Source organism: Polaribacter sp. MED152 (assembly GCF_000152945.2).
In the GTDB taxonomy this organism is placed as follows: Bacteria; Bacteroidota; Bacteroidia; order Flavobacteriales; family Flavobacteriaceae; genus Polaribacter.
On sequence record NC_020830.1, the window covers coordinates 800974 to 827955 of the forward strand.

Annotated in this window: 24 protein-coding genes; 13 read left to right on the forward strand and 11 right to left on the reverse strand. The window is 30.1% G+C overall.

Annotated features, from left to right (window positions below):
• Nucleotides 1-59 precede the first annotated feature (59 nt).
• The 5 genes from MED152_RS03690 (at nucleotide 60) to MED152_RS03710 (ending at nucleotide 8861) form a co-directional block, all read left to right on the forward strand.
• Complete coding sequence (locus MED152_RS03690; protein ID WP_015480516.1) at nucleotides 60-1103, forward strand: family 16 glycosylhydrolase; 1044 nt, start codon at nucleotides 60-62, stop codon at nucleotides 1101-1103.
• 89 nt (nucleotides 1104-1192) lie between these two features.
• Nucleotides 1193-3886: a chondroitinase-B domain-containing protein gene (locus MED152_RS03695; RefSeq protein WP_015480517.1), complete on the forward strand. Its 2694-nt coding sequence runs from the start codon at nucleotides 1193-1195 to the stop codon at nucleotides 3884-3886.
• A 159-nt stretch (nucleotides 3887-4045) separates the two neighbouring features.
• A complete protein-coding gene (locus tag MED152_RS03700) occupies nucleotides 4046-6949 on the forward strand; it encodes an FAD-binding and (Fe-S)-binding domain-containing protein (RefSeq protein WP_015480518.1) in 2904 nt (967 codons plus the stop codon).
• Between the two features lie 75 nt (nucleotides 6950-7024).
• On the forward strand, nucleotides 7025-8269 hold the full coding sequence (locus MED152_RS03705) for a nitrate/nitrite transporter (protein WP_015480519.1): 1245 nt from the start codon (nucleotides 7025-7027) through the stop codon (nucleotides 8267-8269).
• Between the two features lie 145 nt (nucleotides 8270-8414).
• Nucleotides 8415-8861, forward strand: a complete 447-nt coding sequence (locus MED152_RS03710; protein ID WP_015480520.1) for a hypothetical protein — start codon at nucleotides 8415-8417, stop codon at nucleotides 8859-8861.
• A gap of 71 nt (nucleotides 8862-8932) precedes the next feature.
• Here MED152_RS03710 and MED152_RS03715 read toward each other — a convergent pair whose 3' ends face one another.
• The gene (locus MED152_RS03715) at nucleotides 8933-9772 is read right to left on the reverse strand and encodes an OmpA family protein (protein ID WP_015480521.1); all 840 of its coding nucleotides are present in this window, start codon (nucleotides 9770-9772) and stop codon (nucleotides 8933-8935) included.
• Between the two features lie 60 nt (nucleotides 9773-9832).
• A complete protein-coding gene (locus MED152_RS03720; RefSeq protein ID WP_015480522.1) occupies nucleotides 9833-12469 on the reverse strand; it encodes a valine--tRNA ligase in 2637 nt (878 codons plus the stop codon).
• Nucleotides 12470-12593: 124 nt separating this feature from the next.
• On the opposite strand from MED152_RS03720, the gene MED152_RS03725 reads away from it, so the two are divergent.
• Nucleotides 12594-13001, forward strand: a complete 408-nt coding sequence (locus tag MED152_RS03725) for a DUF1573 domain-containing protein (protein WP_015480523.1) — start codon at nucleotides 12594-12596, stop codon at nucleotides 12999-13001.
• Here MED152_RS03725 and MED152_RS03730 read toward each other — a convergent pair whose 3' ends face one another.
• On the reverse strand, nucleotides 13002-14339 hold the full coding sequence (locus MED152_RS03730) for an aspartyl protease family protein (protein WP_015480524.1): 1338 nt from the start codon (nucleotides 14337-14339) through the stop codon (nucleotides 13002-13004).
• A 151-nt stretch (nucleotides 14340-14490) separates the two neighbouring features.
• Here MED152_RS03730 and MED152_RS03735 point away from each other — a divergent pair, with 151 nt between their 5' ends.
• Nucleotides 14491-15681, forward strand: coding sequence for a pyridoxal phosphate-dependent aminotransferase (locus tag MED152_RS03735; protein WP_015480525.1), 1191 nt, complete (start codon nucleotides 14491-14493; stop codon nucleotides 15679-15681).
• The gene (gene murB, locus MED152_RS03740) at nucleotides 15682-16692 is read left to right on the forward strand and encodes a UDP-N-acetylmuramate dehydrogenase (protein ID WP_015480526.1); all 1011 of its coding nucleotides are present in this window, start codon (nucleotides 15682-15684) and stop codon (nucleotides 16690-16692) included.
• 56 nt (nucleotides 16693-16748) lie between these two features.
• Here the strand turns inward: murB and MED152_RS03745 are convergent, their stop codons facing one another.
• The 8 genes from MED152_RS03745 to MED152_RS03780 all read right to left on the reverse strand — a co-directional run bounded on the left by MED152_RS03745 (nucleotide 16749) and on the right by MED152_RS03780 (nucleotide 21945).
• Nucleotides 16749-17420 (reverse strand): SCO family protein, encoded by a 672-nt coding sequence (locus MED152_RS03745; protein WP_015480527.1) that lies wholly within the window; start codon nucleotides 17418-17420, stop codon nucleotides 16749-16751.
• Nucleotides 17389-17997, reverse strand: a complete 609-nt coding sequence (locus MED152_RS03750) for a toxin-antitoxin system YwqK family antitoxin (protein ID WP_015480528.1) — start codon at nucleotides 17995-17997, stop codon at nucleotides 17389-17391. Before MED152_RS03750 ends, MED152_RS03745 begins: the two co-directional genes overlap by 32 nt.
• A complete protein-coding gene (locus tag MED152_RS03755) occupies nucleotides 17984-18778 on the reverse strand; it encodes a YHYH protein (protein WP_015480529.1) in 795 nt (264 codons plus the stop codon). Before MED152_RS03755 ends, MED152_RS03750 begins: the two co-directional genes overlap by 14 nt.
• A gap of 19 nt (nucleotides 18779-18797) precedes the next feature.
• Entirely contained in the window at nucleotides 18798-19091 is a 294-nt protein-coding gene (locus MED152_RS03760; protein ID WP_015480530.1) for an EF-hand domain-containing protein, read from the reverse strand.
• An 81-nt stretch (nucleotides 19092-19172) separates the two neighbouring features.
• Nucleotides 19173-20330 carry a cytochrome-c peroxidase gene (locus MED152_RS03765; protein WP_015480531.1) on the reverse strand — a complete coding sequence of 386 codons (1158 nt, stop codon included), beginning with the start codon at nucleotides 20328-20330 and terminating at the stop codon, nucleotides 19173-19175.
• A gap of 114 nt (nucleotides 20331-20444) precedes the next feature.
• On the reverse strand, nucleotides 20445-20939 hold the full coding sequence (locus MED152_RS03770; protein WP_015480532.1) for a Spy/CpxP family protein refolding chaperone: 495 nt from the start codon (nucleotides 20937-20939) through the stop codon (nucleotides 20445-20447).
• A 5-nt stretch (nucleotides 20940-20944) separates the two neighbouring features.
• Nucleotides 20945-21253, reverse strand: a complete 309-nt coding sequence (locus MED152_RS03775; protein WP_015480533.1) for a hypothetical protein — start codon at nucleotides 21251-21253, stop codon at nucleotides 20945-20947.
• Between the two features lie 116 nt (nucleotides 21254-21369).
• Entirely contained in the window at nucleotides 21370-21945 is a 576-nt protein-coding gene (locus tag MED152_RS03780; protein WP_015480534.1) for an RNA polymerase sigma factor, read from the reverse strand.
• Nucleotides 21946-22046: 101 nt separating this feature from the next.
• Here MED152_RS03780 and MED152_RS03785 point away from each other — a divergent pair, with 101 nt between their 5' ends.
• Genes MED152_RS03785 through lipA form a run of 5 tightly spaced genes read left to right on the forward strand, consistent with a single transcriptional unit; the run spans nucleotide 22047 to nucleotide 26104 of the window.
• The gene (locus tag MED152_RS03785) at nucleotides 22047-22250 is read left to right on the forward strand and encodes a hypothetical protein (protein WP_015480535.1); all 204 of its coding nucleotides are present in this window, start codon (nucleotides 22047-22049) and stop codon (nucleotides 22248-22250) included.
• A 12-nt stretch (nucleotides 22251-22262) separates the two neighbouring features.
• Nucleotides 22263-23360: a glycosyltransferase gene (locus tag MED152_RS03790; protein WP_015480536.1), complete on the forward strand. Its 1098-nt coding sequence runs from the start codon at nucleotides 22263-22265 to the stop codon at nucleotides 23358-23360.
• Complete coding sequence (locus MED152_RS03795; RefSeq protein ID WP_015480537.1) at nucleotides 23357-23920, forward strand: RNA polymerase sigma factor; 564 nt, start codon at nucleotides 23357-23359, stop codon at nucleotides 23918-23920. Before MED152_RS03790 ends, MED152_RS03795 begins: the two co-directional genes overlap by 4 nt.
• A 53-nt stretch (nucleotides 23921-23973) precedes the next feature.
• A complete protein-coding gene (locus tag MED152_RS03800) occupies nucleotides 23974-25194 on the forward strand; it encodes an Nramp family divalent metal transporter (protein WP_015480538.1) in 1221 nt (406 codons plus the stop codon).
• A 40-nt stretch (nucleotides 25195-25234) separates the two neighbouring features.
• Entirely contained in the window at nucleotides 25235-26104 is an 870-nt protein-coding gene (lipA, locus tag MED152_RS03805; RefSeq protein ID WP_015480539.1) for a lipoyl synthase, read from the forward strand.
• The last annotated feature ends 878 nt before the right edge of the window (nucleotides 26105-26982 follow it).

Below are 26982 nucleotides of genomic sequence, written 5' to 3' on the forward strand. Positions count from 1 at the left end.
AGAATATAAATTAAAAATTATACGTATTTTGCTGACTGTCAATATCTAAAAATAACTTTATGAAAAGGTTATTACTTTTAACCATCTGTTGCTATTTGCATTTTATAGGCTTAGCACAGATAAATTATGTGGAAAATTTTAATGAAAGAGGGTTACCCACTAATATTCCTGCAGATTCATATTGGAAATTTTATAATGATATAAATCCAAGTCAGACTGAATGGAGTAAATTTATTCCTGGTGATGGTAAAGCCTATATTACTGTTGATGCAGATGTTTCTAATGACACAGATGCCACTTACCCTTATCAAACTTTAGTGTTTGGAGGAGTTGCTGAAAATCACAAATTAGAAGTTAGAATGAAAGGAGCACCTGTAGATGGTGGTTTGGTCGCATTTATTTTTACCTACCATCAAGTGGGTTCTACCTTTAATGAGGTAGATATTGAATTAGTGGCAAATGATAAAAATAGTACACCACACGAAACCTTGCCACCAAATGGATGGACAGATGCCAGATTTAATACTTGGAGAGACGCAGATGAAAACACAGCATTACCTCATACAGGTTCAGCGAAAGCGATAATTGATGCAAATGGCGATAATATTTCTTTGGTGGATGATAAATTTCATACCTACACCATAGATTGGAGAGCAGATGAAGTAGATTTCTTTATAGATGACGTTTTACAAGAATCTTTTAACACAAATATTGCAAAAGGTTGGGCAGAAATAATTATTGGTTACAGACATTTACCTTGGGCAGGTGATTTCAATTGGTCTGGAAGTCATACCATGGTTATAGATTATTTTAAGATTGAACCATTAGGTGCTAAATCTATATTAAACTCAAACAATTTTGAAATGGATACTAACGAAATTCAAATATTTCCAAATCCTGCAAATGATATTTTAAACTTAAAATATTCACATAACTTAGAAATTTTGAAGATGGAAATAATTAATCCTATTTCATCTAAGGTTACTACAATTAAAAGCCTACAAAACCAGATTGACATAAGTACACTTGCAAAGGGAGTTTACTTTTTAAAAACCACTTTAAAAAACAACAAACATCTCATTCATAAAGTTTTAAAACTTTAAAATAACTAGAATTTCATTGAATATTTTTTTCATATATTTGGTTAACCACTTTGGTTTACCAAATATAAATTCAACTAAAAAAGAAAAAAATGACATCCCCAATTCAAAATTCTAGAAGTTTTCCTTTTATTTCGAAACATTATTTAAGTGTAATTATCGTTTTAATATCACTTCAAAATTTTGCGCAAACCACTTATAATATTGATGATCCAGAAAAATTAAGAGATGTTATTTATGAACCTGGAGATGTAATCATATTAAAAAACGGAACCTATACCACAGATGAAAAAATTCAGTTTTTAGGTTCTGGGACAGCAGAAAACCCTGTTACGTTTAGAGCAGAAACTCCTGGTGGTGTAGTTTTTACTGGAGGCCCAAGATTAACTATTGGTGGTGAATCTGAAAATGGAGCTAAAATTGCTACTGGTGAATATTTGGTAGTAGATGGTTTTCACTGGAAAGGTGGTTATGGAGCTAGTAATTTTATAGAATTTAGAAATGGTCAAGATTTTGCACATCATAGTACTATTCAAAACTGTGTAATTGATGGTTTAGGCATAGAACCTACTGAACTAGCAGAAGATTTAGCCAATGAACAAATTACCAAACATAGATGGATTGTTTTATATGGAACATACAACACAGTTATTAATTGTTCATTTATGAATAAAGTTAGTTCTGGTGCAATTATTCTAGGAGAATATTCATATAATGCTTTTCCTGAAGTTGCAGATGGAGAACCTGAGGTAAATAATAGCTGTGAGGAAGTTGGTCATACAATTACTAAAAACTACTTCTATAATTTTCAAAAAATGGAAGATTTATATGGTAGAAAAGCAAATGGAGATCAACTTTCCAATGCTGGTGATAGTGAAACCATTCGAATTGGAACTAGCTCTTATCAAATGGTAAATAGTAATGTAACCATTAGCAACAATTATTTTGTACAATCTGATGGAGAAAATGAAATCATTACCAATAAAAGCAAAGGAAATATAATTACCAACAACACCTTTAGGAGATGCAGAGGCTCTTTGGTTTTAAGACATGGTTCTTATGCCACTGTAGATGGTAATATTTTTTTAGGAGAAAATGTAGATGGAACTGGAGGTATACGAATTACAGATAGCCATCATACAATTACTAACAATTATATTCAAGATTGTATTACAGTGCAAGATCAGGCAAAATGGAATAATGGAATTACCTTTATTGGTGGTAGTGCAAATGCAGACGTTTCCTGTACTTCAGATAATGTTTCTAACGGATATCAGAAATCAGAAAATATAAATGTTTCTAATAATACTTTCGTAAATACAAATGCTCCGCTTTTTTATAATACTGATAAAGGAAGCACAGATCCTACAGGAACAGTAAACAACAATCTTATCTATTTTGATGCAGGTAATACAAACTTATCAGATATAATTTCTGGAGATACAAACACTTCATATACAGATTTAGGGACTACTTTATCTTATTCTGGTAATGTTTTTACAGGCACAAATTTAGGAGTTATAAATAATGGATTTTCTGAAGAAAATGGAATAATTGCAACCGAAAATGGCGAAATGTTTACTTTTTCAGGATCATCTTCAACAAATAAAGGTGCAAATTTAGGCACATACATAGCTACTACAGATGCTATGGTTGGCTATGGAATTGGAGCATGTTTCACCAACAATTTAGGTGAAAGTATTACTGATGGAGATTGCACCATAGAAATATCCGAAAACTTAACTATTAGTAGTTTAGAAACGTTTGCTGCTTCTGCTTCTAGCAAAGATGTAAACGTAACTGCAAATGTAAGTTGGACAGCAGTATCAAATAACGATTGGATTACAATATCTACCACCTCTGGTACAGGAAATGCAACAGTAACAGTTAATATAACTGAAAACTCAGAAACAACCTCTAGAAGTGGCTCTGTAACATTTTCTCAAGTTGCTGGTGGAGATGATATTGTAAGAACTTTAAACGTAAATCAAGAAGGTGCAAATTTAACAGATTTGTACACCTTAATTAATGCAGGCACAAATGGAGCTCCTGTAACCATACATTCGTATTCGAAACAGCAAGACACAGGTGGTAAAACCAATTTTGCCACAAATGCCTTAGACAAAAATTTCTCTACACAATGGACAGCAGATGATGGAGATATTCTTTCTGGAGACTATAAAGGAGATGGAGAGTTTGTAATTTTTGATTTAAGTGATGAATATCAATTAGATTTAATTCAAATCGCAACAGATGATAAATCAGACCCTTATGGTTTGCAAATTTGGGTATCTACTTCAGGTATAGATGCAAGTGATTTTACAAAATTGCTACCAACATCAAATGATTTATTAATCACAACTACAACTGGCACAAGAACAGATTTTGATACTTATCAAGTTTCAGAGAATGCACGTTATGTAAAATTAATTGGTTTTGGAAGATATAATACAGACGGAAATTCACGCAAAAGCGTTTGGACAAACATTACAGAAGTTGAGTTTTATGGAGAATCTACGAGTTTATCTGCAGATTCTTTTCAGGAAAATTCAATTTCAATGTATCCAAATCCTGCTAAAACATTGGTAACTATTAAAGCTAAAGTAGACATTAAAACTATTCAAGTTTTTAGTTTAGATGGAAAAGAAATTTTAAGTAAAAATGTAAATGATTCTAAAAATGAAATTATACTGAATACCAGTAAAATTTCAAATGGAATTTATCTTGTTCGTTTCACAAACGAGAGTGGTTTAAATGAACCTAGATTGATAAACATTGCTCATTAATTACTAGCAAAACCGTTTTATTTTTCAACTTAATTCATTTTTAGGTAGTAGAATTGCATCATTTTATCAAATTAATAAAAATGGTGAAACCTTCTTACAGATTGCAATAATTGATAATATTATTCAGATATTTGTAAAGAAGATAGTTCACTTTTTTAGATGATTTCAAACACAACTTTAGATAGCTTAAACAATTCACTTTCAGGAGATGTTTTGTATGATGATTTACACAAAACATTATATGCTACAGATGCCTCTGTGTATAGAAAAATTCCTTTAGCAGTTGCATATCCAACCAATGAAAAAGACATAAAAGTTTTAATTGATTTTGCTACTAAGAACAATATCACATTAATACCAAGAACTGCAGGTACATCTTTAGCAGGGCAATGTGTAGGTGATGGAATTGTAGTTGATGTTTCAAAACATTTTACAAACATTATAGCTTTTGATGAACTATCTAAAACCATTACTTTACAGCCAGGAATTGTAAGAGATTCTTTAAATGGATTTTTAAAACCATATGGTTTATTCTTTGGCCCAAACACCTCTACTTCTAACAGATGTATGATTGGTGGTATGGTTGGTAATAATTCCTCAGGTAGTACTTCTATAAAATACGGTGTCACTAGAGATAAAGTAATACAAATCAACGCAATTTTAAGTGATGGAAGTACTGCTGTTTTTAAAGAAATAAAATCTCAAGAGTTTATTCAAAAAACCAAACTAGATACTTTAGAAGGTAAAATTTACAAATCAATTATTGATGAACTTTCACCAAAAGAAGCTCAAAGTGAAATACACAATGAGTTTCCAAAACCAGCTATTCACAGAAGAAATACAGGTTATGCAGTAGATGAGTTTTTAAAATCAGACTTGTTTGGTGGAACAGAAAAAACCATAAATGTTGCAAAGTTTTTAACGGGTAGTGAAGGTACTTTAGCCTTTACAACCGAAATTACTTTACAGTTAGATGACTTACCTCCTACCGAAAGTATTATGGTTTGTACTCATTTTAAAAGTATTAATGAGAGCTTACAAGCTACTGTTATTGCTATGAAACATAATTTGTACAACTGCGAATTGATGGATAAAACCATCTTAGATTGTACAAAAAACAATAGAGAATTAGCAAAAAACAGGTTTTTCTTACAAGGTGATCCTGAAGCAGTTTTAATGCTAGAAGTTGCTGCAGAAACATTACCAGAGGCAGAATTATTGGCAGATGAATTAATTGCAGATTTAGCTAAAAATAAATTCGGTTATCATCATCCAAAAGTATATGGTAAGGATATTGCAAAGGTACATTACTTAAGAAAAGCAGGTTTGGGAGCTTTAGGAAATATGGTTGGAGATCAAAAAGCAGTGGCATGTATCGAAGATACAGCTGTAGCTTTAGAAGATTTACCAAATTATATTGAAGAATTTACTCAAATTATGGCAAAATATCAGCAAAATGCAGTGTATTATGCACATGCAGGAGCTGGAGAATTACATTTAAGACCAATTCTAAACCTAAAGAAAAAAGCCGATGTTGTACTTTTTAGGAAAATTACCACAGAAACAGCAGAACTTGTAAAAAAATACAAAGGTTCTTTTTCTGGTGAGCATGGAGATGGAATTGTTCGTGCAGAATTTATTCCTTTAATGATTGGCGATAAAAATTACCAGTTGTTAAGAAGAATCAAAAAAGCTTTTGACGCAAATAATGTTTTCAATAAAGGTAAAGTAACTGATGCTTTTGCCATGGACGAAAATTTACGTTATGAGGTAGATCGTAAAGAACCAGAAATTGATACTATTCAAGATTTTTCGGATAGTAAAGGTATTCTAAGAATGGCTGAGAAATGCAATGGTTCAGGTGATTGTAGAAAACCTGTTGAAGCAGGTGGAACAATGTGCCCAAGTTATAGAGCAACCAAAGATGAGAAAGATACAACCAGAGCAAGAGCAAATACTTTACGTGAAGTTTTAACGAACAACAAAGAACAAAATAAATTTAATTCTAGAGAATTAAAAGAAGTGTTGAGTTTATGCTTAAGTTGTAAAGCGTGTGCTTCTGAATGCCCAAGTAATGTGGATGTAGCTACAATGAAAGCTGAATTTCTTTATCAATATCAAGAAGAAAATGGCTATTCTTTTAGAAACAAACTTTTTGCCAACAATGTTAAGTACAATAAACTAGGTAGTATAGCTCCTGCAATTACAAATTTAGTTTTAAATACCTCGTTAACTAAAGCTATTATGGGAGTCGCTCAACATAGAAGCGTACCAAAGTTAGCTCCTAAAACCTTAAAGAAATGGTATGCTAAACAATCATTTACTTCTAAAACTTACAAAAAAACAGTTTACTTGTTTTGTGATGAGTTTAGTAACTATTATGATGTAGAAATTGGAAAAGATGCCTTTATATTACTTCATAAACTTGGCTATGATTTAAAAATGATAAATCATGCAGAATCAGGGAGAAGTTTTATTTCTAAAGGATTTTTAAAGGAGGCAAAAGCAGTATGTAATTTAAATATTGATTATTTTAAAGATATTGTAACTGCGGATACACCTTTAATTGGCATTGAACCCTCAGCAATTTTAACGTTTAGAGATGAGTATTTACGTTTGGCTGATGATAAAAAAGCTGCTGAAAAAATTGCTAAAAACACCTTTACTTTCGAAGAATTTTTAGCCAATGAAATAAAAGAAGGTAATATTAATGATAAGTTGTTTACTCAAGAAGAAAAGCAACTAAAGATTCATGGACATTGTCATCAAAAAGCATTATCAGGAACAAGTTCTAGCTTTCAAATTATGAATTTACCTAAAAATTATAAGGTAACAATCATGAATACAGGATGTTGTGGAATGGCTGGTTCTTTTGGTTATGAGAAAGAACATTATGATGTTTCAATGCAAGTTGGTGAAGACACATTGTTTCCAAAAGTTAGAAATTGTAGTTCAGATACCGAAATTGTTGCTGCAGGTACAAGTTGTAGACATCAAATTTATGATGGTACTAACAGAATTGCAAAACACCCAATTACAATTTTAAAAGAAGCCTTAATTTAATTAAAGTCAGTTCTATTTTTGTATTTTTAAAGTCTAACCTAGAAAACTTTGATACAAAAGAAAAAAATTGCATCCATGTTCTCCTTAATCATAGCAGGAGAAGCCATTTTTCTATTACCTTTTATTTTAATGCGTGTTTTTAAACCTGTAATTAGAGACGCCTTTTTAATTTCTGATGCTCAAATAGGTGAAGCACAAGCCCTATATGGAATTACTGCTGTTGCTTCTTATTTTTTTGGTGGATTTATTGCAGACAAATATGAACCTAGAAAATTACTAACACTCTCGTTAATCCTTACTGCTTTAGGTGGATTTTGGTTAACCTTAATGCCATCTATCATTGGTTTAAAAGCACTTTATGCATTTTGGGGAGTATCTACCATACTTTTATTTTGGTCTTCCTTAATAAAGGCAACTAGACAATGGGGTAACCAGAATAACCAAGGTATTTCTTTTGGTTTATTAGATGGTGGAAGAGGTTTTTTTGCTGCAACCATTGCTTTATCTGGAGCAGGAATTCTAACTTATTTTTTTCCAGAAAAAGGAGTTGAAATTACTTTTGAACATAAAGTAGAAACATTGCAATACATTATTGGATCTATAACAACTATTGTTTTTTTAATAGCTTTATTAGTTTGGCTATTTATTCCAAAAGGAAAATCAGAATTTAAAGAGAGTAAAGAATTTCAATTTGACTTTAAAAAGGGATTTAGTTTAATGAAGCAGAAAAAAGTAATTTATCATTCTATAATAATATTTTGTGCTTATTGTTCTTATAAATTAACAGGCGTTTATGGCACATATGCCAAAGATGTTTGGAATTACAGCCTAGAAGAAGCTACTTATTTTGCAGTTCTTATTCAATATATTAGACCAATAGCAGCAATAACAATTGGTTGGATTGCAGACAAGTATATGCCTTCAAAAATTATAATTCCAAGTTTTTCTTTACTTATTATTGCTTCTTTACTATTAGGATTGGGTTTATTTAATACCTTACCAATAGCTTTATCTTTCAGCACATTTATAATGATGGCATTAGGTACGTATGCCTTAAGAGGATTGTATTTTGCTATTATCGAAGAAACCAAAACTCCAATTCAATTTACAGGTACATTAGTTGGTATTATTTCTGTAGTTGGTTTTACTCCTGATATTTTTATGTCTTTGTTTAACGGTTATATGTTAGGCGAAAATCCAACAATTGTTGAATATCAGCATTTATTTACAACATTTACCATTATTCCTATTGTTGGTTTATTGGCTACATTAGGGTTTAGAAAAGCCATCAAAACCACTAAAAACCAACATATTAAATAATAAATTCTTGTATTATTTTATTTTTAAGAAGTAAAAAAACAAAGCCCAATTTTTATCTTTAAATGTAGTTTTAGACTTTCTTTAAGACAGTTTTGTTAAAATTTAACTATTTTTGTTTAAAGATTAACTAAAAACTATAAACACTATGTCAAAAGAAAAAATTATATTCAAAAATGCAATATTAATCGTCTTAATGATTGGAGGATTCTTTTTCCTATCTAAAGCTTTAGGCTTAGAGGGTAATCCTTATTTAAGATTTGTAAATTTAATATTTGTATTGGTTGGTATTAGACAAGCTGTTAAAACAAATATTGAAACAAACAACATGACTGGTTATGCCAAGAATGCAGGTGTTGCTTTTGGTACTTCTATTATAGGAGTGTTATTATCTACAGTAGGAGTTTTAGTATATATTGAATTTATAAATCCTGAATTTTTAAGTACAATGAATAATTCATTTTTAATAGGAGGAGATTTATCTATATACGAATTGTTATTTACCCTTGTAATAGAAGGTATTGCTTCATCTGTAGTAGGTTCATTAATTGTAATGCAGTTTTACAAAAATCATGGAAAATCTGATGATATATAAAATATCATTATTATAAATAAAAAAAACACTCCAAATTGGAGTGTTTTTTTTTGACCTATTTTTTGTTAACGTTACTTTTCGCTATTTAAAAGTGCAAAAAACTTATTAATATTAGGTAGAATAACAATTCTAGTTCTTCTATTTTTCGCTCTATTTTCAGAGGATGTATTTGGCAATAAAGGCACAGTATCTCCTCTACCAGAAGCAATTAACCTACTACCATCAATCTTAAATTTATTTTGCAATAAACGAACAATTGAAGTGGCTCTTTTTACACTTAAATCCCAATTGTCTTGAACTGTTGCATTGCTAATTGATTGAGAGTCTGTATGCCCTTCAATCATTATATCAATACTTGGCTCAGACTCTGCAATATCAGCAATTTTAGTAATTAAAGATAGTGCACTTTCTTTAACTCGATAACTACCTGTGTTAAACAATAGTTTATCTGAAACAGAAATCATAACCACTGTTTCATCTATATCAATGTCTAGTTCATCTGAGTTTAATAGTTCTGCTTCACCCAAAGTTTGAGTAATAATATTATAAGATAAAGCTAGATTTAGTGAATCTTTTAAAGTTTTTGCTTCTGCTAATTTTTTAGGATCCACCTTAGCTAGAGTTGCATCCATAATTGCTCTGCCTTTATCAGAAATAACAATATTATCGCTATTTACATCAAATTTTAAAGCATTTTCTTCTTCTAAATTTGCATTATCGTCTTTTAAAGAATTGATTTTATCATAATACATTTCAACTCTTCTGTCTATTTCTTCTTGCTTTAATTGTAGCTTTTGAAGATTGCCTTTAGCATCTGTATATTTATTTTCTAACTCAACATATTTCTTTTTAGAAACACAGGAAGTCATCATTAACATACAAATTGATACTGGTAAAATTAAATTTCTCATTTCGTTTTATTTTTAGGAGAAATTAAATATAACCAATTTATTATGGATGGCTAAAAGATTTTATTTTAAAGAATTTAAACTACCAATAATGGTTTCTATTTTAGCTAGAGTATCTGCCTCTTTCTTGCGTTCTAAAGTAATTACCTTTTCTGGTGCATTAGCAACAAAACGTTCGTTAGATAATTTCTTTTGAATACCTACTAAAAAGCCTTGGGCTCTTTTTAATTCTGCAGATAATTTTTCAATTTCAGCTTCAACATCAATATTGGCAGCAGAAATAGGCACAAAATATTCGTTAGATTTTACTCTAAAAGATGCTCCATCAACTTTTTCTGACACATAATTTATAGTTGACGTATTTGTAAGTTTTTGAATTATACTATCAAATTTAACAGATGTATTAGCGTTATTAACCACATACAATTCTACTGCATCTTTAAACGCAATATTCTTATCTTTTCTAATAGTTCTAATACCAGAAATTACGCCTGTTGCAAATTCAAACTCATTAATAATATCTGCATCAAACTCATTTTGAACAGGATATTTTGCAATAATTAAGGCTTCTTCAGAAGTTCTTTCTGCAATAAATTGCCAAATTTCTTCAGTTAAGAATGGCATAAATGGATGCAGAACTTTTAAATTGTTTTCTAAAACTTCAATAATTGCATCAAAGGTTACTTGATCTATTGGGTGTTGATAAGCTGGCTTCACAATTTCTAATAACCATGATGAAAAATCATCATTTATTAGTTTATAAATGGCCATTAAAGCATCAGACAGTCTATATTTAGAAAAGTGATCTTCAATTTCTGCTAAAGCTTTTTGAAACTTAGCTTCATACCAAGATAAACCAATTTTTGCAGTTTCTGGCTGCTCTAAACTGGCATCTACCTCCCATCCTTTTATCAAACGAAAAGCATTCCAAATTTTATTGGCAAAACCTTTTCCTTGCTGACATAAGTCTTCATCGAATAAAATATCATTTCCTGCAGGCGCACTTAATAACAATCCAACTCTTACACCATCTGCACCATAATCATCAATTAATTTCAATGCATCTGGTGAGTTCCCTAAAGACTTAGACATTTTACGTCTTTGTTTGTCTCTAACCAAACCTGTTAGATAAACATTTTCAAATGGTTTTGCGTCTTTATATTCATAACCTGCAACAATCATTCTTGCTACCCAGAAAAATAAAATATCTGGTCCTGTAACTAAATCGTTTGTTGGGTAATAGTATTTAATTTCTTCATTTTCAGGATTTCTAATTCCGTCAAAAACAGACATTGGCCATAACCAAGAAGAAAACCAAGTATCTAAAGCATCTTCATCTTGTTTTAAATCAGACGTTGCTAATGCTTTATTTCCTGTTTTTTCTTTTGCTAAAACTAAAGCTTCTTCTATATTTTCTGCTACAACAAAATCTTCTTTTCCATCTCCATAGAAAAAAGCGGGTATTTGCTGACCCCACCAAAGTTGACGAGAAATGTTCCAATCACGAACATTTTCCATCCAATGACGATAGGTGTTTTCGAATTTCTTAGGTACTAAGTTAATTTCAGTATCATCACCTAAAACAGCATCTATTGCAGGTTTTGCCAAATCTGTCATTTTTAAAAACCATTGATCTGATAACCTTGGCTCAATAACAGCTTTTGTTCTTTCTGATGTACCAACTTTATTCGTATGTACTTCAGTTTTTACTAAGATTCCTTTTTCTTCTAATTCCTTGGCTATCTCTTTACGAACTACAAAACGATCTTTACCTTGATAATGCAACCCAAAAGAGTTTAAAGAAGCATCATCATTAAAAATATCTATTACTTCTAACTGATGTTTATCTCCTAAATTTTTATCATTTTCATCATGAGCAGGAGTTACTTTTAAGCAACCTGTACCAAATTCTAAATCTACATATTCATCTTCAATAATAGGTATTACTCTATCACATAAAGGCACAATTGCCTTTTTCCCTTTTAAATGAGTAAAACGTTCATCGTTTGGATTGATACAAATTGCAGTATCTCCAAAGATGGTTTCTGGTCTTGTTGTTGCAATAGTTAAAGTGTCTTCTGAACCTTCAATTTTATATTGTAAATAATATAAATTACCTTGTCTTTCCTCATGAATTACTTCTTCATCAGACAATGTAGTTTTGGCTTCAGGATCCCAATTTACCATTCTATAACCTCTGTAGATTAAACCTTTGTTGTATAAATCTACAAAAACCTTAATTACAGATTCAGACATTTCTGGGTCCATCGTAAAAGCGGTTCTTTCCCAATCGCAAGAAGCACCTAACTTTTTAAGTTGTTCTAAGATAATTCCACCATATTCATCTTTCCAATCAAATGCATGTTGTAAAAACTCTTCTCGAGTTAAATCGCTTTTAGCAATACCTTGCTCTTTTAATTTAGCTACAACTTTAGCTTCTGTAGCAATAGATGCATGGTCTGTTCCTGGCACCCAACAAGCATTTTTACCTTGTAAACGTGCACGTCTAATTAATACATCTTGAATTGTATTATTAAGCATATGACCCATATGCAAAACCCCTGTAACATTTGGTGGAGGAATTACAATAGTATAAGGTTCTCTTTCATCTGGAGTTGAATGAAAATAATTATTTTTCATCCAATAAGAATACCACTTATCTTCTACCTTACTTGCATCATATTTAGATGGAATTGCCATACTTTGGAATCGTTTTTGATATATAGTTGGCAAAAATACAATTCTCTTTTTTGTAGAGAAAATTAGCCATTGATTTTTTAAAATAAAATATAAACCCTAATTTTACAGTATTAAACCCTTAGTTATGAAAGTATTCGGATCTTTTTTAGTTGTTTTTTTAATTTCTTTTTCCATAAATGCTCAAGAATTTAAGTTTGAAAAAGAAACTATAGATTATGGTAAAGTGAATAAAGGTTCTAATGGCGAGAGTACTTTTGTGTTTACAAATGTGGGTGATGCTCCTTTAATAATTAAAAATGTAAGATCTACTTGTGGTTGTACAGTACCTAAAAAACCAGAAAAGCCAATTATGCCTGGAGAAAAAGGAGAAATTAAAGTTTCTTATGATACCAATAGAATTGGTGGTTTTTCTAAGTCGATTAATATTTTTTCGAACGCTAAGAATGCTAGAAAAGTAATTCGAATTAAAGGCGTTGTTCTAACAGGAGTTTCTATGGAGAAAGAAAAAAGTATTGTTTCTGATTCTCAATAATTAGATTTTTTTCTCTAGAAAAAATTCAAACTTCATTTTTTGCTCATTTCTTAAAACGGTTATCCTTATTCGTTTTTTGTCTCTTTCTTGAAATTTCTGATTGATAGATTCCAGTGTTAAATCTGCAGCATTTGCATTATTTAGCTTTAAAATGATATCACCTTTTTGAAGACCTGCAACATGACTTGGTGAACCTTTAACCACATTTCTTATTTTAAAGGATGGCTTAAACTTATAAGAAAAACCGCTAATAAAATTAATTGTTTTACTGTTTTCAGATCCTTTGCTAATAGGAGTTGAAACTATGGTTTGTCTTTCTTTTACCAATTGTTTTCCACTGTAAATAACATCTAAGCCACTCATATTGTAATCAAAACCATTAGTTAAAGAACCATTTTTTTTCAACATTAATTTCTGATTAGCATAATCAAACCAAACAATGAATCGCTTTAAAATACCAGCACCTATACTTCCATTTCTATCTTTTACACTCCTTGCGTTTTTGGTGGATACTGAATCTAGAAAAGATACAGTTGGCTCTTTAACCATATAATTACCTAATTGTACAGCTGGTATTCTACTTCTTTTGCCATAAATAGTACCACTTAAACCTTCACCTAATATATCTGTAAAAAAACGATTTGGCGTTTGAATATTGTATTTGGAATTTTCGAACAACCAAAGTGCATCACTGCCTCCTGTGTCTATCAATAATTTAACTTTGGTAAGTTTATTACCAATAGTGTCTAACTTTATATCTGTATTTATATAAGGTTTCTTTCGATGAAATGTTAACGGAAAAACTTCGCAATTTCTGCAGGCTTTGAGTTTAACTTTTTTAGGGTTGTAAAAGTGAATATACTTTGTTTTGTAATTGATTTTAACAATAAAATTTTTAAGTAAATCATAACCCAAAATCCCATGGATTGTAATTCCCATTTTACCGGATAAATCAAAATAATCTCTTAGAATTACATATACAGATTCATCATTACTTTGAATATTTTCTACAGAAATTTTATTGCTTTTAGACATTAATGCTTCTACAGCATCACCTTTACCTAAGCCTTGAAGTTTAATTTTCTCTAAATTATTTAAACCTAAACTATCATTTTTGGTGATGTTAAAAAGAATGGTTTTAGTAACACCAGAATCTAAAATAAACGATACCTTTTTATCATTAATTTTAAGAGGTACAACTATTAAATTATTTATCAATTTAAACTTAACACTAACTTTCTTTTTCTTCTGATTCAAAAACCGAAAACCTTCTTGTGCTTCTGTATTGATAAACCAGAATATGAAAAGTAAAATAAATATGGATTTTCTATGTTTCAAATGTTTCTTTTAACTTATCTATTTAAATATACAAATTATGATTTGCTTTATTAAAAAAATGAGCGGGAAACCTTTTAAAGATTATGAAATTTAACAAGACTTTTAAAATTAATTTCGCAAATTTGCAGGAAAATTTAAGTAAAAAATTATTATGCCTTCAATATCTATCAAAGGACTTCATATGCCAGAATCACCAATTAGAAAATTGGTGCCATTTGCTGAAAATGCGAAAAAGAGAGGAACTAAGGTTTATCATTTAAATATTGGTCAGCCAGATATTAAAACACCTCAAATAGCTTTAGATGCTGTTAAAAACAACACTATAGAAACCTTATCTTATGCACGCTCTGAAGGTTCTGAAGAATACAGAACTAAATTGGCAAACTATTATGCAAACCATAATGTGAATGTATCTGCAGATAATATAATTGTTACTACAGGTGGTTCAGAAGCCTTACTTTTTACTATTGGTAGTATAACAGATGCAGGTGATGAAATAATTATTCCTGAACCTTTTTACGCAAATTATAATGGGTTTTCTACAGCTTCTGGAGTAACAGTTGTACCTGTAATTTCAAAAATTGAAGATAATTTTGCTTTACCAAAAATTGAAGATTTTGAGAAGCTAATTACAAAAAATACAAAAGCTATTTTAATTTGTAATCCTGGAAATCCTACAGGATACATGTACTCTAAAGAAGAGATTCTAAAATTAAAAGAAATTGTTTTAAAACATGATCTTTTTCTTATTGCAGACGAAGTTTATAGAGAATTTGCTTATGATGGTTTAGAGCATACCTCAGTAATGGCTATAGAAGGTTTAGAAGATAATGCTATTGTAATAGATTCAGTTTCTAAAAGATATAGCATGTGTGGTGCAAGAATTGGTTGTATTGTTTCTAAAAATGAAGCATTTATAGCAACAGCTATAAAATTTGCACAAGCAAGATTAAGCCCACCCACTTATGCTTTAATTGCTAGTGAAGCTGCTTTAGATACACCTCAAAGTTATTTTGATGATGTAAAAGCGGAATATGTTCAAAGAAGAGATACTTTAGTTGCTGAATTACAAAAAATAAAAGGTGTAAAAGTAGCCATACCAAAAGGTGCTTTTTATTGTGTTGCTGAATTACCAGTTGCAGATACAGATGATTTTGCAAAGTGGATGTTAGAAAGCTTTAACTACAATAACGAAACTGTAATGGTTGCACCAGCAAGCGGATTTTATTCTACTGAAGGCGAAGGAAAAAATCAAATTAGAATGGCATATGTTTTAAAGAAAGAAGATTTAATTAAATCTGTAGAAATTCTTAAGAATGCCCTAGAAGCTTATCAAGCATAATTGAATATCAAAGAAAACATATCATTAAAGGAGTACAATACTTTTGGTATTGATGTAAATGCAAAACGATTTGTAAGTGTAAATTCAGTTTACCAACTACAACAATTACTTAAAGCAGAAAAAAATGTATTTCTAATTTCTGGAGGTAGCAACATGCTACTTACCAAAGATATTGACAAACTAGTTGTACATATTGATTTTAAAGGAATATCAATAGACAAAGAGGATGATGATTTTGTTTATTTAACAGTAAACGCAGGAGAAAATTGGCATGATTTTGTTTTGTATTGTGTAGCTCAAAATTATGGAGGATTAGAGAATTTAGCCTTAATACCTGGTAATGTTGGTACTTGCCCAATACAAAATATTGGGGCATATGGTGTGGAAGTTAAAGACACCATAACAAAACTAGAAGCTGTTAATCTAGAAACTACAAAGTTAGAATCATTTTCTAATGAAGATTGCAATTTTGGCTATAGAAATTCAATTTTCAAAAACTCAGTAAAGGGGAAATATGTAATTACTTCAGTTGCGTTTAAATTAACCAAAAGAAATCATAATTTAAATACTTCTTATGGTGCTATTGAAACTGAATTGGCTTCTAAACAAATTACTGAACCAACTTTAAAAGATATTTCAGATGCAGTTATTGCAATTCGAAAATCAAAATTACCTGATCCAAAAGAAATAGGAAATAGTGGAAGTTTTTTTAAAAATCCAGTGATTTCTAAATCACACTTTTTAGAACTTCAAAAAGAGTATCCTAATATACCAAATTATATCATTTCTGAAAATGAAATAAAAGTACCTGCTGGCTGGTTGATAGAAACTGCAGGGTTTAAAGGTAAGCGTTTTGGAAATTATGGAGTTCATGAAAAACAAGCTTTGGTGCTTGTAAATTATGGCAATGCTTCTGGAAAAGAAATTTATGCTCTTGCTGAAAAAATTCAAAAAGAAATTCTCACTCAATTTAAGATTGATTTAGAAATTGAGGTAAATATTATAAAATAAAAAACCTTGTAATAAATACAAGGTTTCTTCTGTAAGTATTCCCCCAAATACAAACATTAACTTTTTTGAAGCGTTTTTATATCAGCAATTAACTGCTTTACCGAATTTTTATTCAGACCATTATAAATGCCTCTTATGTGTTTGTTCTTATCTATTAAAATAAAGTTTTCTGTGTGCAGAAAATCGTCTATTCCTTTTGGTTCACCTAAATCATTTTCTACAAAATAAGATGATCTTCCTAAATCATAAATTTCTTGTTTCTTTCCTGTAACCAGATGCCAATTATTTCCAATATTTTTTTCTATGGCATAATTCTTTAATTGAGCTACAGAATCAATTGACGGTGTTACTGAGTGCGAAAGCATTAAAACAGAATTATCTTCTTTAAAAGCTTCTTGTACCAAATGCATATTTTTAGTCATTAAAGGGCAAATTCCTGGACAAGTAGTAAAGAAAAAATCAGTTACATAAATTTTATTCTTAAAAGTATCTTGTGTTACTTGCTCTCCATGTTGATTTGTAAATTCAAAATCAGGAATTTTATGAAAATCTTTTAATTCTTTATCATTAGATGCAATCCATTTTGGCGTAAATGAAGCTTCGTTATAATAAGGCAAAGCCTCTACTCTACTTGATAACGTATTCTTTTTCTGTTTTTTACAACTAAAAATTAAAAGCGCTGTAAAAAATAAAATACTATATGCTTTTACGTTCTTCAATTTTTTCATTTTTAAGTTGATAGCACAAATTGGCTCTTTGCATCCCGAAAATTCGCCCATTTTTCGCTTCATAATTCACATAAATAGTTCCATTTTCTAGCCAAGCTTGTTGTAATCCATCTTCTTTACCCTGAGTAAGGTTTCTTTTTTTAGCTAATTGACCACTAGAATACCATACTTTCTGAACACCTTCTAGTTTACCATTTACATAATTAGATGCTGCTATAAGATTTCCTTCTTTATCGTAATTCAACTTTTTACCATGCAATTGATTGTTTACATAAAAGGCTTTTCTTTTTATGCCTCCATTTTTAAAGAACATAAAATTATCACCTTCTCTTTTACCATTGTAAAACGTTGTTTTTTCTGATATACTGTCATTCGCATATCGTTTTACGCTATAACCATTAAAGGGCTTATTATTATAAAACCACTTCCCTTTTAATGGATCTAACTTTAGTTGACTTTTATCAACAAAAACATTTTTAATTACCTTTTTAGAATGCAAAATAAGCTCTTGATTCTCCTGCTTTTGACAAGCAAGAAAAATAAAAATAGCAATTATGTAATATTTAGTTAATCGCATTTGGTGTACCTTGGTAAGGCCCTGCAAACGCTAAGTACCTACCTGTTGTAGAATATAAATCGTTAATAATATGATAGTGATAAAGCTCTTCAGTAGAATGTTGTGTTGTACTTGTATGCCCTCCAGAAGCATCTAATCCTGTTGGGTAAGTTCCTGTTGAACTACATTTTCTACCATAGATAAAAAATCCGTCAGAAATAATACCTACTAATTTATCATCATCATCTGTAAAAGCTAAAGGCTCTAAATGATAGTGATACTGAGAAGGACCAATATGAGCACCAGCATAATCTAAACTACCAGCTGCACTATCTAAAGGCCCATTACCTTCTTGATCATTGTAAATGTATGCACCACTAACTGCAATACCAATGGCCCCTAAACTCGTTGCTGTTGTTGAGCTTGCAACAGAAGCAGAAGCAGATACAGTTAAAGAACCAGATAAATCTCTGCCAGAAGTATCAATTCTTGTTGGTGTCATGTTTGCTTCAGATGTAACAGTTGGAGCTACATATAATGGATGACTCTCACTCCAATATGGAGTTGTATGATTTGGCAAACCTGTTGTTTCTATGGTGATTGAAGTTCCATTTCCAGAAATATAGATATCTGTTTCATCTTCATCAAATTCTTCGAAAGCAGTTGGTAATTCTGTAATTACATCTGCGTTAGTAGTATCATCAATAATGGTATCTACTTCATCATCATTAGAACTACATGCTATAAAAGCACTTATAGAAACTGCTGCAAATACTATTGATTTTAAAAATTTAGTTTTCATAATTGTTTGGCTTATTGGTTTAATTGTCTTCTCTTCTTTCTGGTCTCTCTGGTCTTTTAGGCTTTGGTGCCTTTTTTAATTCTTCTTTAGAAATAAAACCATCTTTATTGGTATCAATCTTTTTAAAATCTTGTTTTAATGGGCCTTTTGCTTCTTTCAAAGAAATTTTTCCATCTTCATTTGTGTCTAAATCTTTAAAAATCTTTTTTATTGATGGTGGTCCTTGTCTTTTTTCATTTTCTCTGTTTTCTTGACCAGAAGTGGTTAACACTCCAAGTGCAACAATTAATATGGTTAAAATTGATTTTTTCATGATTATGTTTTAATGTTCTATTAGTTAAGATGTGCTTATTTTAAAATACTTGCGCTCTTAACTTTTTTTTAACTTTATCATTTACTCATTATTAATGAAAGGATCTGAAAACTTCTCATCAAAAATAAACTCTTCATCTGTTAAAGTTCTTAAGAAATTTACCAACGCCTGTTTTTCTGTGTCTGTTAGATTAAGTCTTCTTACTCCATTTCCTTGACGTAATCTACCATCTAACTCTGCACTATTTTGCACACCTGAATTGTAATGTTCAATCACCTCTTCTAAAGTTGAAAAACGACCATCATGCATAAATGGTGCTGTTAATTCTATATTTCTTAAAGAAGGTACTTTAAATTCACCATCATTTCTACCTTCATCAGTTAAAACTGCATCTAAACCATTATTTCTTGCTCTATCTCCAACAAAGGCATTTGTATCATGACAATCTGAACAACGAGTTCTATTACTGAAAAACAAGTTTTTTCCTAAGTTTTCTGATGCTGTAAAGTTTGGAAAATTCGCATTTTGATTGTTCGTCTGTGCTAAACCTTCATCATACTTTGATTGATAAGAAACCATAGATCTTACAAATTGTGCCAAGGCTAAAGCAATTCGTTCGCTAGAAATTTCATCATCTCCAAAAGCTCTAGTAAATAAGACTGAATAATAGGCTTCGTTTTGCAATTTACTCTCCAATTCATCTAATGTTAAACCCATTTCCACAGCGTCTTGAATAGGTAATAATACTTGCTCTTCTAAACTCTCTGCTCTTTCATCCCAAAAGAAACGACCATTATCATAAAATTTGGCGTTGGCTAAACCCATTGAATTTCTTGCAGTTAGCTCTCCGTTAAAACCTACACTTAAAGTATTTACATCAGAAAAACCTGTAGATTGATCGTGACATGAAGCACAACTCACAGCATTATTTACAGACAATTGCTTATCGTAAAACAAAACCCTACCTAAAGTAGCACCTTCATCCGTAATTGGATTATTATTAGGTGTATTGTCTTCTTGGGCAGTGCCATTTGCCAAAAAATGATTTGGTAGAATTACATTTTCGTAATTGAAAGAATTGGCAGGTAAATTTAAAGTTTCAGCTAAAATATCTAAGTCTGAATTTGAATCTATATCTATAGTAACATCATCTGTTAATTCTAAATATTCATTCTCTGATGAGCAAGACAGGAAACTTACAACTAAAAGAAGCGTAAGAAATTTGTGGGTAAAAGTCATAATTTTAAAATTTAAGTAAATAAAAAGTAAAATTGCTCCATATATCTAATTTTTGGTTGATATATGTTTAGATGACTTCTTGTTAAAAAACTTGCAAAAAAAAGTTAAAATAAATTATCTAGGTGGTGGAGGCATTCTTCTTTTAGGAGGAAAACCATTGCCATTTCTATTGGGTGGCCCAGGTCTTTTACCTCTTAATGCTTGTTTAATTATTTTATCAAATTTAACCTTCTGCTCCTCAGTACATATGGCTCTAACTTGTTTAAAAAATTCGAAAACCTCTAACTCTTTTTCTACTTCTAACCTGCTTGTTCTTTCTATTATATCTCTTGTATTTACATTGCTGTCATTCGTTTGAAAAGAACTAAAAAGAGCATCTTTTTGATGAGTAATTTGTCTTTCAAAATGTTGCATTTTATCTTTATGCTCTTCATCTAACTCAGTAAAAGTTTTCTTTTGAGCTTCAGTAAAATCTAGTTGATTTATTAGAAAATTTCTTGCTGGAGGTTTATTATTTCTTTGATGAGGCTTAGCAACCAACATAAATATTAAAACTCCATTTAATATCACCAAAACCGTTATTAAAACTACAAGTAATTTTGTTTTCATACGTTTTAATTTAATAAACTAGTTTGCGATTGCAAATTATACTCTTGAGCAAAACCTTCTATATTATTAGGGTTTGAAGTTTGTTCTTCTATATTAAAAGCATAATAGAAAGCTGAAACATTTATACACAATACAATTGCTAAAACTGCCCATTGTAATTTAGGTGTAAACCAACTGTAAACTTTGGAATCCTTTTCTTTTTCTTGCTCTATTTTTTGCAAGACTTTATGCTTAAAAAAATGATTTACTTTCACTTCTTTAATAGAATCTAAGACCTCTAAATGTTGTTCTAAATTGTTGTTTCTCTTTTGCATTTTATTTCTTTTGACTGCTCAAAATAATTTTATAATTATTTAGATGTATTCTATTTTTAAAACTTGCGGAAATTTTTAAATTATTTTTTAAAAACCTCTTTTTCAAATAATTAAACTTACCTATTTTTATTTAAGTTACTTAATTTCTCTTTTAAATTTTTCTTTGCTCTAAACATAATAGATTCTACAGAAGATAAACTTTTACTAGTTATTTCCACAATTTCTTGGTAACTTTTACCATCAATTTTAGCCAATGTAAACACCACTCTTTGTGATTCTGGCAATGTATTTATTGCTTTAAATATAGTTGCAGCTTGTTCTTTATTTTCTAAAATAATTCCTGGGTGCTTAAACTCTGTAAAGTAATTTGTTTTATCAATCGGAATTGCATTACCCACTATAGATTGCATAAAGGCAAATCTCTTTTTAGTATTTTTTTTCCGAATAAATTCTAGACTCTTATTCGTGGCTATTCTATATATCCATGTAGAGAGTTTAGAATTACCTTTAAATTTATGTATAGATCTAAAAACCTCCAAAAACACTTCTTGGGCAATATCTTCTGCATCTTCTTTATTGGGTACAAAAGACATACAAGTATTAAATACTTTCTGCTCGTAATCATTTAACAATATGCCAAATGCAGAAGATTTACCCTCTTGTAATTCTTTTATAAAATCTAGTTCGCTCAATGATAATTGCCTAAAAAAGTAAACATACAAAAAAGTTAAAACTATACTACATAAGTAGATATCTATTTCACTTTTAATTCTATAATTTGTAACTTTGCAGTATGAAATTATTATTACTTACTTTAGGGCTTTTAGCATTAGGTGTTGCTGGTATTGCTATTAAAATTTGGGCTAAAAAAAATGGTGAATTTGCAGGTACTTGTGCTAGCCAAAACCCAATGTTAAATCAAGAAGGTGAAGCCTGTGGTTTTTGTGGTAAAACTCCAGATCAATTCAGTACCTGTGCTGAACCAGAACATAAATAAGCCATTTTAGCAATGCTACTAACTGTACTTTTCTACGCTTTTGTAGTTGTTACAGGAATTCAAATTATTTATTATCTTTTATTTGCTACCATTTTAGGTAAAAAGAAAAAAGAGGTTGTAAATTCTAAAGAATATCCAATAACTGTTATTGTCTATAACAAGAATAATGGTAATACATTGGTTGAAAACCTTCCTAGTCTTTTAAATCAAAATTACGCTAAGTTTGAAATACTTATCGTTGATAATAATTCTAACGATAATACTCTTGATAGTGTTGAAGGTTTGGTTGAAAAGCACAACCATTTAAAAATAATTCAAGTAGAAAACAACGAAGCCTTTTGGGGTAATAAAAAGTATGCACTTACGCTTGGAATTAAAGCTGCAAAATACGATCATTTATTATTTACAGATTCGCAAACTAAAATATTAAGTACGAATTGGATTTCTGAAATGAGCTCAAAATTTTCTGATACAAAGACCATCAATTTAGGATATAGAAAATTTACAAAAAACTCAACGTTTTTAAACTTATTGGCTCGTTTCGAAAACTTAATAAAAGCTTTACAATGTTTTTCTTACATTAAAATCAATAGCCCTTTTATGGCTTTTGGAAAAAATTTGGCTTATGAGAGACAAGAGTTTTTTAAAGTAAAGGGTTTTATTTATCATATTAAAATTAATAATGGTGAAGATGATCTTTTTATAAGAGATGCAGCAACGAAAGAAAATATTACTTATACTATTTCATCTGATAGTTTTGTAGAAACTGAATCTCCAAAATCGTTAAGTGAATGGTTTGCAACATTAAAATCCAATAGGTCACTTCAAAAACATTATAAATTCAAACAACAGTTACTTCTGCATCTATTTACAATTTCTAAGGTGTTATTTTACGTTTTGGGTACATCAGTATTTTTCTTTTTTTCTTGGAAAATAATACTACCAATTGTTTTAGTTTATTTCTTAACGCTATGGATTGTTGTTGGAGTTTCTAGCAAAAAATTAGAAGAAGCTCAACTCGTTTTCTTTTTACCAATTCTAGAAATTTCTTTAGTATTGATTCAAATTAGTATATTTATTGCTAATTCATTTTCAAAATCAAATCGTTGAGCAAAGAAGATTTAGTACTTAGAGAAAATATTGCTAAAGCTAAAGAAGGCAATCAAGCCGCTTTTCGATATTTATTGAACCTTTATTGGGTAGAAGTTTATGGTTTTTTACTAAAAAGAATTAATAATGAAAATGAAGCAGAAGATATAGCCATACAAGCCTTTTCTAAAGCTTTCGACAAAATAACCACCTTTGACGATAATTATACTTTTAAGACTTGGCTAATTACCATTTCTAAAAATGTACATATAGATTTAGTTCGTAAAAAGAAAATATCTGTTGCTACAGAAACAACCAAAGACCAAGAAGAGAAAGTTTATTTGGTTGCTGATGAAAACCCTACACCAGAAGATAAAATTATTAGAGAACAGAATTTAGCAAAGCTTTTGAGAGATATTAGACAATTAAAACCTAAATATCAAGAAGTGATTCAGTTAAGGTATTTTCAAGAACTTAGTTATAAAGAAATTGCACAGCAAACCAACGAACCAATGAATAATGTAAAAGTTAAGTTGTTACGTGCTAAAAAATTACTGGCAGAAATCATCAAGAAGTCTTAGCTTTTATTAAGGCCTAATTCGACTTTAATTCTGCATATAAAGCACAAAACCTCATGAAGAAATCATTCTTGCAATCTTTAGGACCAGGCCTTTTATTTGCTGGTGCTGCAATAGGCGTTTCTCATCTTGTACAGTCCACAAGAGCTGGTGCAGATTTTGGTTTTGGTTTACTTTGGGCACTTCTATTGGTAAATTTATTTAAGTATCCCTTTTTTCAATTTGGCCCAAGATATGCAGCTGCAACAGGCGAAACATTACTTGATGGTTACAAAAAATTAGGAAAATGGGTTTTAGTACTTTACTATATTATCAACTTTGCTACTATGTTTACAATACAGGCTGCAGTTACCATTGTTACTGCAGGCTTAGCGTCTCAATTATTTGGCTTAACTGATAATCTTGTAGTATGGTCACTTATCATTATGTCAATCAGTATTCTGTTACTGATAATTGGTAAATACAAATTATTAGATAATATGATGAAATTTATCATTATCATTTTATCTATAAGCACAGTTGCTGCAGTAATAATAGCACTTAATAATTCTTCGGATGCTTTTGATGTAACTCAAATTATACCTTCAGGCACTGTAGAATTAACCTTTTTAATTGCCTTTTTAGGATGGATGCCTGCACCTTTAGACATTTCTATATGGCACTCAATTTGGTCTGTAGAAAAAAGAAAAGTAAATAACATTGTTATAAAACCAAAAGATGCCATTTTTGATTTTAATGTGGGTTATGTTGGCACTATTATTTTAGGAGTTTGCTTTGTTTTATTGGGGGCTTTAGTTATGTATAAATCTTCAGAAACATTTTCTAATAAAGGTGGAGAGTTTGCCTCTCAGTTAATAAACTTATACACAAAAAACTTAGGTGCTAAATCGTACATTTTTATTGCTATTGCTGCCTTTACAACTATGTTTAGCACAACCATAACTACTTTAGATGCATCTCCTAGAGCCATGAATTTAAGTACAAATTTAATCTTCAATAAAAAATTTAAGTTTGGTTATTGGTTTTGGCTAGGGTTATTATTTATTGGAACTTTATTAATACTACAGTTTTACATTGCAAATATGGGAGTTTTGGTTAAAATAGCAACAATTTTATCTTTTTTAACGGCCCCTTTCTATGCAATTTTAAATTATATTTTAATAACAGGAAAGCACACACCAAAAGAGCATCAACCAAAAATTTTTACCAAGATTTTAAGTTTAATCGGAATTGTATTTTTAATTGGATTTAGCCTGTGGTTTTTAACTAATATTTAAATCTTTTCTTCGTAAATTTGCATTCTAATCTAGAATGATAATGGCAATAGAAACTGCAGTACTTCCAGAAAGACCAAAAAAACCAAAATGGTTACGTGTAAAACTACCTGTTGGTAAGAAATATACAGAATTAAGAGGTTTAGTAGATAAATACAAACTAAATACCATCTGTACAAGTGGTAGTTGTCCAAACATGGGCGAATGTTGGGGAGAAGGAACTGCAACCTTTATGATATTAGGAAATATTTGTACACGTTCTTGTGGGTTTTGTGGTGTCAAAACTGGTAGACCAGACACAGTTGAATGGGATGAGCCAGAAAAAGTAGCAAGATCTATTAAGTTAATGGGCATTAAGCATGCTGTAATTACCTCTGTAGATAGAGATGATTTAAAAGATGGTGGTTCTATCATTTGGGCAGAAACTGTAGATGCTATTCGCAGAGCAAACCCAAATACAACTTTAGAAACCCTTATTCCCGATTTTCAAGGTAACACTAAACAAATAGATAGAATTATAGAAGTTGCTCCTGAAGTAGTTTCTCATAATATGGAAACAGTTCGCAGATTAACTAGAGAAGTGAGAATACAAGCTAAATATGATAGAAGTTTAGGTGTTTTAAAATACTTGAAAGAAAATGGTATGAGAACCAAAACTGGTTTAATGCTAGGTTTGGGTGAAAAGGAAGAGGAAGTAATACAAACAATGAAAGATTTAAGAGCTGTAAATTGTGATATAGTTACTATTGGTCAATACCTACAGCCTACAAAAAAACATCTTCCAGTGAAAGAGTTTATTACTCCAGAACAATTTAAAAAATATGAAACTTTAGGTTTAGAAATGGGCTTTATGTATGTAGAAAGTGGTGCTTTAGTGCGTTCTTCTTACAAAGCTCATAAACATGCTAAATAATTAGCAAAAAAATTAAATTCAAATAAAGTTTGGCACAGAGTTTGAATATAATAAAATGAAAGCAACGTAGTAAACTGTTTTCATTGTGTAAATTTATTTGAATTAGTTGATTTAAAAAACCACCTTAAAAGGTGGTTTTTTTTTTGTGTAATTAAAGCGAAAAAAAAATCGCCTATCTTTTAAATTCTAGACGATTTTTTATAACATATTATAAATCCCCCAATTCGTAATAGTTATGAAACAAATAAACAACTTTATTGAGTTTTTCGTCAAAATAGCCGATGAACGACTCTTAAGTGTCGACGAATGACATTTTACCTTCGATAATCATTTTTAGAAAACTTTAACACTTTTTAAATAATAACTATCTTAAAACAAAAAAACACCTAAAAAAAATTTAGGTGCATTTTGATAACTTAATATAAATCCCCCAATTCGCAAAAGTTATCTGATTCAAAGAAACAACTTTATTAAGTTTAAAAATGTAAGTGCTCGCCTATAACAAATTTACTATAGACGAATGGAAAATAAGTTTCGACTACCTTTATTTACAGAAAGTATATAACAAAAAAACGTCTAAATATAATTTAGACGTTTAATTTTTGCTCATCCAATGGATGTTTTATTTTTTAGGTTAGTTTTATTAAATTATATTGTTTAAGAACTTTTTTAAAATAAAAAACACCTAAAATAAATTTTAGGTGCATTTTGATAACTTATTATAAATCCCCCAATTCGTAAAAGTTATCTGGTTCAAAGAAACAACTTTATTGTGTTTAAAAATTTACGTGTTCGCCTATAACAGATTTACTGTAGACGAATAGAAAGTAAGTTTCGACTACCACTATTTACAGAAAGTATAAAACAAAAAAAACGTC